Raw genomic sequence first — 12295 nt, forward strand, 5'->3', positions numbered from 1 at the left:
CCAGCCACAGAGGCACTGAGTACACAGAGAAAAATTATATTATTTAAATGGTAGAGACTAAAATTCAAATAAGAGTTTTGTATGCTCATACAGATAAGATGGGAGTGGTGTATTACGGCAGGTATTATGAGTATTTCGAGGCGGGCAGGAATGACATGCTTCATAAGCTTGGATACCCTTATGTAGAGATGGAAAAGGAGAACATAATGCTTCCCGTGATAGAGTCGTATTGTAAATACTTTTCCGGGGCGAAGTATGATGATATAATTACGGTCAAAAGTATGCTAAAGGAAGTTCCAACCGTCCGTATAAGAATAGAATATGAAATTATGAAAGGTGATGAGCTGATAGTAACAGGTCACACGGTGCACTCATTTGTAAATGCGGAAAAAATGAAGCCGACACGCCCCCCGGAGAGATTAATACAAATAATTAAGGAAAGAATATAACCTGTTTTGATCAGCGAAGAAAATATCTTATTTATTCTTTATGTAAAAGATCAATCTGTCAGCAAGGATTTTTACAGGAATGTTTTTGCAAGGGATCCCGAGCTGGATGTAGAGGGAATGACAGAATTCAGACTAAGCGATAACTGCCGGATAGGTTTGCTGCCGGAGCGGAATATTTCAAAATTATTGACAGGTATGCCGGCACCTGAAACAGGGAGCGGGATTCCCAGATGTGAAATGTATATATATGTGGATGACCCGGATGAATATGGCAGCAGAGTTGTAAATAATAATGGCAGGCTTATAAACGGGACGGAAATGCGGAGCTGGGGTGACGAAGTATGTTATTGCGCAGATCCCGATGGACACATACTAGCCTTTACAAAAATTAAGAATTAAAATTGGACTATTACAAGAATTTCGATCTCGAGCAGGCGAGGAAGACGATAAAGCTTGCTCTAAAGGAAGACATTGGAAGCGGTGACGTTACATCGGATAATTTTATATCGAAGGATTCCGTGTCAAGGGCAGACATTCTTGTAAAGGAGAATGGTGTAATAGCCGGTTTGAAGATATTCCAGATGGTATTTAACGAAGTAGATCCGAAAGTTAAGGTAAGATTTAGGGTTAAAGATGGAGCTAAAGTAAGGAAAGGGCAAATTATCGGGGAGGTAAACGGAAGAAGCAGGAGCATTTTGAAGGCGGAAAGGGTAGGGTTGAATTTATTGCAAAGGATGAGCGGGATAGCCACCCAGGCAATGAGGGCAAAGGAGGCACTTGGCGATAACAGGATAAGTGTAGTAGATACCCGCAAAACTACACCAAATATGAGGCTCTTTGAGAAACTGGCTGTAAAAATGGGAGGGGGAGCGAACCACAGAGAAGGTCTTTATGATATGATATTGATAAAGGATAACCATATCGAAGCCAGCGGTGGGCTAGAGAAGACTATTGAAAAGATAAAAAAAGTAAGAAAAAAAACGGAACTCAAAATCGAGGTAGAAGTAAAAAATCTGAGAGAGTTCAAATTACTCACCGAAAATGTTAAGGGGCTTGTAGATAGGGTAATGCTGGATAATTTCAGTATTGCCGATGTGCGGAAGGCAATCAGGGGAAACAAAGCCGGGTTTGAGATAGAGATATCAGGTGGAGTAAATCTAAAGAATATAAATAAATACAAAGGTATAAGAGGAATAGGTCTTATTTCGATGGGGTCGCTGACACATTCTGTAAAATCAATGGATATTGCGCTGGATTTCAAATAAAGGTAATTTAACTTGAATAAAAATTCGTTTTAAGTTAATTTTTCAAAGTTTCCAAAACCAAAATCAAGAAATATGCAGAATTTGAAAAACCAATTAGGCTTTTTGCTTGCAATTTTTATTTCAGTTGCAGTGGTCTTTGCATGTAACAAGTTGAAAGAGGAGACAAGCTCTGACGACAAAACAGAAAAGACCGAAAAAACAGAGAAAACCGAAGATGACAGCAAGGATGATAAGAGAACTTCATCCGGTGATAAATTCGATGGATCTAGATTATACTTCTGCGAGAGATATTCATCAGCCAGCGGAGAGGTAGGAGAATCCAGCGTATTTACCATTCCGAGAAGCGGTGGTTACTTAACAGTTATGATCGACCTTCGCCCGGCAGATGCAACTATCGGTACAGGAAAGGTTGACCTCAGAATCTCAAGGTACGAAGGAAGCAAAGAGAAGATAGTTGATACTTTGCCATTCGACGTGCAGCCTGATTGGGATTATATTCACTTTGATAAAGTAACATTCTATAAATCCGGTGATTACAAGGTTACTTTGTTAAAGAGCGATGGTACACCTGTTGCTTCAGGAGAGGTTACCATCAATTACAGATAAGAAACTATTCCTAGGAAACTTTCAAGAATCGGGATGAAGAAAATATTTTTTATCCTAGGCATATTTCTTTATGTATTTGCGACAGACGTTCATTCTCAACAAAAGCAGTTATTATACTTTTGTGAGACTTATGATGAAGCGAACGGGAGGGAAGTAGGGGTTTCTGATATATTCGAGATCCCCCCGACAGGCGGTTACCTGACGGTGATGGTTAATCTAGCTCCCATAGGTACTGTAATAGGAACGACGGACGTCGATCTAAAGATATACAAGGTAGAGAACGGAGAACTAAGATACATTAGTACCGAACCATTTAATGTGGAAACAGATTGGGATTACATTTTTTTTAGTGAGATAACGTTTTATGAGGAAGGAATTTACAAGGTAGAATTGGACAAGGGAGACGGTACGTATGTTTGCTCTGGATATGTGGAGATAGTTTTCCCGGATTCAAACGCTTATTAACGGAACATTTTATAACCATTGAGGTTTACACTAAAGTTTCAAAAATTAATTTAAATAACTAACAGGAGAGTAAAATGAAAAAACTTTTAGTCGCATTTTCTTTTTTAATGTTGCTTTCGCTTTTTGGCATGAACCAAAAGACATATGCTCAGAGCGGACCAGTAATGTATTTCTGTGAAAGATATGATCCGTCATTGGGTGAAATCGGTATCAGTGACAGGTTCACAACCGGCTATCTTACCGTTATGGTAAAGTGTAATTACGAATTAGGTCTGAGCGATGTTTCTATTCAGTTTGACAAATGGAATCCATCCGAGAAGAAGTTTGAATATTACAAGGATTTCAATTACAGTGTCGAGCCGAGTATGAAATATATATATTTCTCAAAGAATTCCGAAAGTGATATGCAGTTTGACACGCCCGGTATTTACAGGGTATTCTTATTGGATAACAACAGGAATACAGTGACAAGCGCATTAATAGAAATTATTCCGTAAGCACAGGTGCTTATAAAGGACAGAGATCATGAAGTATGTAAAGATAGCAGTGTGTGTTATATTATTGTTTGTTGTAAATGAATTATCTTATTCTCAGACATTACAGTTCTGTGAAAAAGTAAGTGACAATGGTACGGCTGTTAACCCCAAGACCTTATTCACGATAGATAAGAGCAAGGGGGGTACGATAAAGTTTTTGGTAAAACTTCCATTCAGCGTAGGGACCGATAAAGTGACATATGAGCTATACACTGTCGACGGTTCCGGAGCCGAGAGTTTTATAAGGAGCATCAGCCAGGATGTAGGTACCGACTGGCTGTGGTTTTGGAAGGATGTAAAATTTGCCAAAAACGGGTCATATAATGTAAAAGTATATGACGGACAGGGAAACCATCTGGTCACGGCACATTTAACAATACAATATAATTGACATTAATTTCATATAATTTTTAAAAGGTTATCCCGATATTATCTTCTAATGATATGACGGGATAACCTTTTTATATTATGCTGGATAAAATAAAAAGCCTTTCAAAAGATACTCTCACATATGGTGTAAGCACCATGGTGAGCAGGTTTTTGAATTTTATCCTCGTACCCTTCTACACTAACTTCATTTCCCCGGCAGAGTATGGTATTGTCGCGAACATATTCGCTTATATTGCGATACTGAACGTGCTATTCTCGATCGGCATGGAGTCGGGGTATTTTAAGTTCGCGTCCTCGCTCGAAGTAGGGAACAAGAAGCAGAATTTTTCTCACCCATTTATTGCGGTTTTTATTAATGCCCTTATATTATCCTCGGTAATATTTTTCTTTCCTGCGGTATTCGAACCGTTCTTCCAGACGGGGTATGATCATCTAATTCTGATAAAATATACCGCATTGATACTATTCTTCGATGCGATAGTACTGGTTCCTTTTGCTTACTTGAGGCTGAACAATAAGGCTAAGATATTCGCTATGTTTAAGGTCATAAACGTGGTCATAAACGTCGCGATGAATCTTATCTTGATAATCGGTTTCAAAATGGGCATAGAAGCAATACTTATCAGTAATGTTATTGCATCATTCTGTACGGTGTTATTGCTTTTACCGGTTATTATAAAGAACCTTGATTTCGAGTTCAACAGTGAGCTCTTTTCAGAATTACTGCGGTTCTCTCTTCCTTATATACCGGCGGGAATAAGTTCGAACATTATCCAGGTGATAGACAGACCTATATTATTGTATTTGACAGATGATAAAGTAACAGGTATTTATACGGCTAATTATAAGCTGGGAATAATAATGATGCTTTTTGTTACGATATTCGATTTTGCGTGGAGACCTTTCTTTTTGAACCACGCGAAAGATCCCGACGCGAAGAAAATATTTTCAAAGGTGATGACATTGTTTATAGCCGTAGGAAGCATGATATGCCTGGCGACGTCGGTCTTTTTGCCAGAGATAATAAAGATATTCGGGCAGGATTTCAGATCGGGCTATTATATAATCCCGGTAGTACTATTGGCATATTTATTCAATGGTATCTATGTAAACCTGATGCCGGGGATATACTTCGAGAAAAAGACAAAGTATCTTCCGCTTATCACGGGTATAGCGGCGGGATTGAACGTGGGAGTGAATTTTCTTTTGATACCGGTTATGGGAATGATGGGGGCGGCATTGGCTACGCTGGTGAGCTATATGAGCATGGCAATAGGGTTATATATAGTTGTGCAGAAATTTTACAAAATCGATTATGAATACGGCAAGATTATGTTTTTGCTTATTTCATTATTTGCCAGCTTCGGGCTGTTTTTATTTCTCGAGAGCGTAATGGGTGTACACTGGTATGTGGGTGTGATAGGGGTGATTGTCTTTACTACACTTGTCTTTGTCTTCAGGGTATTTGATATAAGGATGGCAGGAAGACTTCTTTCAGGTAAATAAATTTTTCCTTGACAATCCTATATAATTATGCCATATTAATATATGGATAAACTCACAGATAAGCAAAGCAAGATATTGGATTTTATCAGGGAATATACCCTGGATAATCCGTATCCGCCTACATTTCAGGAAATTGCGCAGAAATTCAAAATAACTATCGGTACAGTGCAGGATCATATATCAGCACTGCAAAGAAAGGGCTATATCGAAAGGATACCTGACGTAGCCAGGGGATTTAAGGTGGTTGGTGATGATGCGGCTGATGTACCTCAGGAAGATTATATGATCCCAGTATACGGAAATGTTGCAGCCGGTGAGCCGATATTTGCCGACGATAATATACAGGGGTATATCGCTTTGGAAAAGAATATCCGTGGGCATCATCTCCATTTTGCATTAAAGGTTAAAGGTGACAGTATGATAGATTCCGGTATATATGACGGGGATATAGTGATCGTGAAGAAGCAAAACAGCGCTGACGATGGTGATATAATAATCGCTTTGCTGGATGATGAGGCAACAGTTAAGACACTTCGTAACAGCAGGATAAATGCTTATCTGGAAGCATCAAACGCAAAGTACAAATCCATAATCAATAAACCGTTCCAGATAATAGGTAAGGTAATAGAACTAAGGAGACAGCTGGCATCAGCCTAATCTACAGACCGACCCTCTTAAAGATAAAGTCCACATTCTTTTTTGACTTCGAGAAATCGAAAATCTCTTTAAAATCTTTCTCGTCCAAATATTTTTTTATTTCCTTATCATCTCTTAGCAATTTCTCAAAGCTAATCTTCTGCTTCCAGCATTTCATTGCCACATCCTGTACTATTTTGTAAGCCTGCTCTCTTTTCATTTTTTTGTCGATAAGACGAAGGAGAACAGTCTGAGAAAATATGAGACCATTAGTAAGGTTGAGATTTTTTTCGATATTCTCTTTATTAACTACCAGATCTTTTACAATATCGTTGAACTTATGAATAATATAATCCATAAGTATTGTGGAGTCGGGGAATATGATACGCTCTACGGATGAATGTGAAATATCACGCTCATGCCACAGCGGTATATTTTCCATTGCAGCGATGGCATTGCCACGGAATACACGAGCCATACCGGATAACCTTTCTGCAGTAATAGGATTTTTCTTATGCGGCATAGCTGAAGAACCTTTTTGTCCTTTGCTAAACGGTTCTTCAAGCTCGAGAGCTTCAGTTTTTTGAAGGTGTCTTATCTCGGTCGAGTATTTTTCTATACACGATGCTATTATAGCAAGTGTAGCCATAAACTCAGCATGCCTGTCCCGCTGAAGTATCTGGGTAGCAATCTTTGTTGTTTTTAACCCAAGCTTTTTGCAAACGTAAGCTTCAACTTTTGGAGAAAGATGTTCATAGGTTCCTACCGCGCCGGAGATCTGTCCCACTGAAATAACATCGAGGGCTCTTTTCATCCGTCCGATGTTTCTGTTTGTTTCATCAAACCACAGAGCGAATTTCAATCCAAGTGTGATGGGTTCGGCGTGGATACCGTGAGTGCGTCCTATCTCAGGAAGGTATTTATATTTTAGAGCTTTTGTGCGCAGGATCTTTTTCATCTCATTTAGATCTTTCAGGATGATCTCGCCTGCCTGCTTTAGCTGTACCGATAGGGCAGTATCGACAACATCGGAGCTGGTCATGCCCATATGTATAAATCTCGAATCAATCCCCACATATTCGGCAACATTGGTAAGGAAAGCAATGATGTCGTGTTTAACTTTATCCTCGATCTTCAATACCCGTTTTACGTCAAATTTTGCTTTCTTTTTTATATTATTAAGAGCTGATGCAGGTATATTGCCGAGTTTGGTTTGCGCTTCACAGGCCAGTATCTCAATATCGAGCCAGATCCTAAATCGGTTTTCATCTGACCAAATATCAGCCATTTCCTTTCTGGAATAACGGGGAATCATAGATGAGATTGATTACTTTCTAAATAAGAAAATAATCAAATTACTTTGTTTTTACTATGACAAGTGTAATATCGTCGTGCTGGACGGCATCTTTGGTAAATCCCTGTACTGAATCTACAACGGTGTGTATTATTTGGTCCGATGAGTCATATCTAACCGGGCTGATGGTCTGCATTAGTCTGTCCAGACCAAATTCTTCTTTTACAGAGTTCATAGCTTCAGTCAATCCGTCTGAATACAATACGAAAAGGTTGTTAGGTGTGAGATCTATTTCTTTTTCTTCGAGGTGCATTTCAAAGAGATTCTGATCGCCTACACCAAGACCAATACCTTTATTTTGCATCATTTCTATTGTGCCGTTTTGTGAATATAAGGCTGGATTATGACCGGCTCGTGCAAACTTTACCTTCATTTCCTTAAAATCAAAGAGGGCGGCAATAACCGTGACGAAACAGTTCTTTTCAAGTTTATCAAGAAACTGCCTGTTCACTTCTATTAATATCTCACGGGGTGTTTTGAAAACGCTCGCAGCGATCTGAATCATAGCTTGCACTTTTGACATATAAAGCGCTGCAGGAATTCCCTTACCGGATACATCTGCGACAACTACAAGATATTTGTCTTCGTCGATCTTTATAAGGTCATAGAAATCACCGCCAATGAACTTTGCGGGTTTACTGAGCCAGCTTACCTCAATGCGTTCGTCTCTAATTCTTTCTTTGGGTAAGAGTGTATTCTGGATGTTGCGAGCAACCAAAAGTTCTTTTTCTATTCTTTGCTTATTGAGTTCTTCCTGCTGGAGTCGAGCATTTTCGATTGCGATAGCGCTCTGAGACGCAAGAGTCTTGAGCAAGTCAATATCCTCATCCGAGTAAGCCTTGCCGGACGGTTTTTCGCCGAAGTTCATGCTCCCGATAAGATTCCCCTTAAGGAATATCGGTACGGATAGGAATATCTTTGCTTCACGAATAAGCGCTTTATTCTCTTCAGACAATGAGAGCTCGGTCAGATTTGCTTCCGAAAATACTACAGGTGTTCTTTGTATTTTGAAAATCTCTTCGAAGAAGGCAGTGTACTCTTCATGCTTTGTAGAACTTAAGTCTCTAAAACGAGGCTCATTCTCCCTGCTTATAAGTTTTGTATATTTAGAGTCAAAGATGAGTACATCAAAACTCTTTATACCCATCGAGTTATGAACTGCCGTGGAGAGTTTTTTGAGGATCTCATTTATGTTGTTTATGTATGGCAATTCCTGAGAAAAAGATAGAAGAGATTTTCTGTAATTATATCTTTCTCTATAGAACTGCTTATCAACAAATTCCCTGGCTTTATTATTAACGTAGTCGAATGTAAGAGTAATTATCACGATGGTTAATATTGTCAATAGCTGTCGGTTTTCCGTGATGTAATCACTAAGAAGGGAATTGAGCAGATATACAATTGTGAGGTATGCACCAATAATAAATGTAGTCAGAATACCGAACACCAGACCTTTTTTTACGATGAACTCAGTATCGAGTATTCTGTATTTGAAGATCGAGTATCCAAACGAGATCGGAATAGCGAGCACAAGGAACAAAGGCGCGAAATAAATCGGATCAACAAGGAAGTAGGGCTTTCTAATAACGTAGATCATTATAAAGAAGTAGGCGAACCCTAATCCTCCTAATATTAATCCTGCAAGTATAATATTAAGGCTTTTCTTTTGAACAGGATTATCCAGCTTTGAATACGAATATATGAAAGTAACGATGGCGCCAAAAATATATACACCTGTTAATACTATTTTCAGATTGTTGTTTAATCCTGTTACTACCGGAAAAAGTAACCGTTCAATAATGTATGAGACAACCGGGGCGAAATTTACCAGATAGATAATAAGCAGAATCGACTTTCTTGCATTAAACTCGTATTTGATAGGGTACGTAAGGAAAAAATGCCATAGGATAGATGTAAAGAAACAGCTTAATAAGATATAATTATAAAGGACAAACGAGCCTGCACCTAGACTTTCATATGAAATTGTTCCAAAAAGAAGCAGTCCCGGTGATGTTGCTCCAAGCAGGAAGAATAACTGCGAGATAAATTCTTTTGGCTTTGAGTACCCGACAAGGAAACCTACGAATAAAAAGCAAAATGACAGGAGCGCAAAGATAAAATATCGTGTATTGAAGTATTCATACACCCATATATTAAAATCCATTACTTTTCCATCGCGAATAACCGTATAAGTGATAGTTTCATTGTTGAACCTGTTGAGAATATCCTGAGCTTTAAACATCTCTCCGCCGAAGGATTCACCGTTGATTTTTATAAGCAGATCACCGTCCTTTAAACCAGCATTTGCGGCAACCCCTTCGGGTGTTATTTCAATAATATATAATCCCGTATCCTGTGTTACGCCATTGTATTCGTTTACCCAAAGACAGTCATCTATTGTCTGCCTGTCAGTAAACATGGTTTCTACAAAGGATAAGCTAATCAGAAGAGCCGAATATATACCAATTGTTACAATGAATGCTCTGATTGTTCCTTCTGAATATTTATCTAGAAATCTCATATATTATTTTATTTTTACAACAACAATCGTCTCGTCATCGAATTGCTCTGAGTCCCCTTTGAAAGAATCAATAGAGTTCAGAATAGTATTTTTTAGATTCTCGGATGTACTTTCAGTGTGACTTTCTATTATCCCAGCAATCCTATTTATGCCATATAGTTCCCTTTGTTTATCCATAGCTTCGGACAGCCCGTCAGAGTAGAAAACGAATATATTGTCTTTTTCTATGGGGAGGGTTTTTTCTTCAAGAGTATGCTCAAACAATGCCTGTGTACCAACGCCTAACCCTATCCCGTGCAAGTCAAGCGGATTTATCGAACCATTTTTATATATAAGCAGGGGATTGTGTCCTGCTCTACTGATAGTTACCTTTTTATTCTCCAGGTCAAAGAGAGCCATTATCGTAGTGATGAAATTCTTTTTATCAAGAGTGTCTATTATTTGTTTGTTTACTTCCAGAAGGATTTTCCTCGGGGATTCATTGAGCCCCGCAGCAAACTGAATCATTGCCTGTACTTTTGACATATAAAGCGCAGCGGGGATACCTTTACCGGATACATCCGCTACGACAACTAGTAATTTTGTATCACTAAGCTTTATCAGGTCATAGAAGTCACCTCCAATCGATTTTGCCGGTCTGGATGAAGCAGATATGTCCAAACCGTTGAAAGTGGTGTCACCTGCCGGTAAAAGATCGGATTGTATTTTATAAGCAATCTCCAGCTCTTCTTCTATTTCTTGTTTATATATTTCCTCGTGCTGGAGCCTGGAATTTTCGAGGGCAACGGCACATTGCGATGCCAGGGATTGGAGCAGGTCTATGTCTTCGTCAGAGTAAGATTTGTCAGACATCTTTTCTCCAAAGTTAAGGGATCCTTTGAGCTTTCCTTTTAAAACGATGGGGACAGATAAAACTATTTTATTTTCTTTAAACAGGTCTATGTATTCAGTAGGTACTTTTTCATTAACGAGGTTAATATCATTGAGGAATTTTGGATCAAAATCATTTTTATAAAGATATGAGAACGACATGTCATATATATTTCCGTGTCCGTTTGTTTGCATTTTATCCTGGTCTTTTATCCATATGTTTAGATTTTTAACTCTTATTGTGTCCTTTACGGCACTTCCTACCTTATTTATTATCTCATCGATGTCGTTTAAATATGGGAGTTCCTCCGAGAACTGTAAGAGCGATTTTCTATAGTTATACCTTTCCCTATAAAACTGCTTTTCTACGAAATTTCTTACTCTTTTATTTACGAAATCGAACGTAAAAGTTACAATAACAATAAGAGATATTGTAATTAACTGTTTATTCTCAGTTAAGTACTTAGATAAAAGGTTCTCGATAATAAAAACCAGCACCAGATATAGAATTACAACAAACCCCGTGATAATTCCAAAAACAATACTTCTTTTTACAATAAACTCTGTGTCAAGGATCTTATATCTAAAGATCGAATATCCGAATGAAACAGGTATAGCAAGCACCAGTGCGGCAGGAATAATTATTAATGTGTTATTATTTATCAGCCAGTTTACCGGAAATATTTTGGGTACAAGATATAAATAAAGAAATCCGGCGGTTCCAAGCAAAATTCCCCTAAGGATGACCTTAATTGGTTTTTTAAGTTGATCTTCTTTTAGAATTGTAAGCTTTCTATATGAAAGGAGAAAGAAAACCAAACCAAAGAAGAAGTATACAATCAAAGTTGCATTAAGCATAGTAACAAAGAGCATAAAATCAGCAGTAGTAAAAGCAACGGTAAGTATAGTCAATAGGATAACAAAAAGGTAAATAAAAGCAATTATTTTCTTACGGTACTTAGAGTCAAATTTAATCGGGTATGTAAGAAAAAAGTGGGTCAATAACGGGGAAAAGAATATTAACCCAATTTGGTTGTTTATTAGCAAGAACCACTGACCGCTAAAAAATAAGGTTAGATTGGGCAGAAAACTAAATCCCATTGCGGCACAACATCCCAAGAAGAAAAAGATCTGTGATGTGATCTCTTTAGGTTTTGAGTATCCAACAAGGAATCCCACGACAATGAAGCACAACCCCAAGAGAGAAAAGATTATACTAGGTATATTAAAATACTTATAGACCTCAATTTTATATTTTAGTATCTCATTATTTCTATAAACTGTATAGACTACGTCTTTGGTGACATCCAGTTGGTTCAGCAGATTTAGCGCTTCTGCTTCAGAATTAACTTCTTTACCGTTAATAGCGAGAAGGATATCTTTTTCCTGAATTCCTGAGCGGTCAGCCGCGCCGCCGGGGACAATATCTGTAATATACAATCCTCTTTCGGGCTTAACGTTATCAATTTTCTCTCTCCGTTTACAGTCATCCAGTGTGAGAGTGTTTATAAAATTATTATAAATAAATCCCGTTAGCCCTATTGTAAGACAATAGAGCGCGATCAGGGTAAAGATAAGTCTTAAGGTATTTTCTCTCAGATTGTTAAGGAATCTCACTCAAACACTGTTTTTATGTGTAATTGTACGAGAAACTAAGTAAATTAGTTTAGATAAAATATTTCTGCCAGAGCAAACAA

The 12295-nt window shown here is 38.1% G+C and carries 12 protein-coding genes; 9 read left to right on the forward strand and 3 right to left on the reverse strand.

Going from position 1 to position 12295, the window contains the following annotated elements; genetic code table 11:
* Positions 1-47: 47 nt before the first annotated feature.
* From H6614_04500 to lexA, 9 genes are all read left to right on the forward strand, one after another.
* The gene (locus H6614_04500) at positions 48-449 is read left to right on the forward strand and encodes an acyl-CoA thioesterase (GenBank protein MCB9242909.1); all 402 of its coding nucleotides are present in this window, start codon (positions 48-50) and stop codon (positions 447-449) included.
* 6 nt (positions 450-455) lie between these two features.
* Positions 456-848 carry a hypothetical protein gene (locus H6614_04505; GenBank protein ID MCB9242910.1) on the forward strand — a complete coding sequence of 131 codons (393 nt, stop codon included), beginning with the start codon at positions 456-458 and terminating at the stop codon, positions 846-848.
* A gap of 2 nt (positions 849-850) precedes the next feature.
* Positions 851-1714: a carboxylating nicotinate-nucleotide diphosphorylase gene (nadC, locus tag H6614_04510; protein ID MCB9242911.1), complete on the forward strand. Its 864-nt coding sequence runs from the start codon at positions 851-853 to the stop codon at positions 1712-1714.
* 81 nt (positions 1715-1795) lie between these two features.
* A complete protein-coding gene (locus tag H6614_04515; protein MCB9242912.1) occupies positions 1796-2320 on the forward strand; it encodes a hypothetical protein in 525 nt (174 codons plus the stop codon).
* Between the two features lie 33 nt (positions 2321-2353).
* Positions 2354-2785: a hypothetical protein gene (locus tag H6614_04520; protein ID MCB9242913.1), complete on the forward strand. Its 432-nt coding sequence runs from the start codon at positions 2354-2356 to the stop codon at positions 2783-2785.
* Between the two features lie 74 nt (positions 2786-2859).
* Positions 2860-3282, forward strand: a complete 423-nt coding sequence (locus H6614_04525; protein ID MCB9242914.1) for a hypothetical protein — start codon at positions 2860-2862, stop codon at positions 3280-3282.
* A 28-nt stretch (positions 3283-3310) separates the two neighbouring features.
* On the forward strand, positions 3311-3712 hold the full coding sequence (locus tag H6614_04530) for a hypothetical protein (GenBank protein ID MCB9242915.1): 402 nt from the start codon (positions 3311-3313) through the stop codon (positions 3710-3712).
* A 77-nt stretch (positions 3713-3789) separates the two neighbouring features.
* A complete protein-coding gene (locus H6614_04535) occupies positions 3790-5217 on the forward strand; it encodes an oligosaccharide flippase family protein (GenBank protein MCB9242916.1) in 1428 nt (475 codons plus the stop codon).
* Positions 5218-5259: 42 nt separating this feature from the next.
* Complete coding sequence (gene lexA / locus H6614_04540) at positions 5260-5874, forward strand: transcriptional repressor LexA (GenBank protein ID MCB9242917.1); 615 nt, start codon at positions 5260-5262, stop codon at positions 5872-5874.
* A 1-nt stretch (position 5875) separates the two neighbouring features.
* Here the strand turns inward: lexA and H6614_04545 are convergent, their stop codons facing one another.
* The 3 genes from H6614_04545 to H6614_04555 are packed head-to-tail and all read right to left on the reverse strand — an operon-like array spanning position 5876 to position 12215.
* A complete protein-coding gene (locus H6614_04545; GenBank protein MCB9242918.1) occupies positions 5876-7168 on the reverse strand; it encodes an adenylosuccinate lyase in 1293 nt (430 codons plus the stop codon).
* Positions 7169-7208: 40 nt separating this feature from the next.
* Entirely contained in the window at positions 7209-9728 is a 2520-nt protein-coding gene (locus tag H6614_04550) for a SpoIIE family protein phosphatase (protein MCB9242919.1), read from the reverse strand.
* A gap of 3 nt (positions 9729-9731) precedes the next feature.
* Positions 9732-12215 carry a SpoIIE family protein phosphatase gene (locus H6614_04555; protein MCB9242920.1) on the reverse strand — a complete coding sequence of 828 codons (2484 nt, stop codon included), beginning with the start codon at positions 12213-12215 and terminating at the stop codon, positions 9732-9734.
* Between the last annotated feature and the right edge of the window lie 80 nt (positions 12216-12295).

The sequence above is a fragment of the Ignavibacteriales bacterium genome, from assembly GCA_020635255.1.
In the GTDB taxonomy this organism is placed as follows: domain Bacteria; phylum Bacteroidota; class Ignavibacteria; order Tepidaquicellales; family Tepidaquicellaceae; genus JAEYVS01.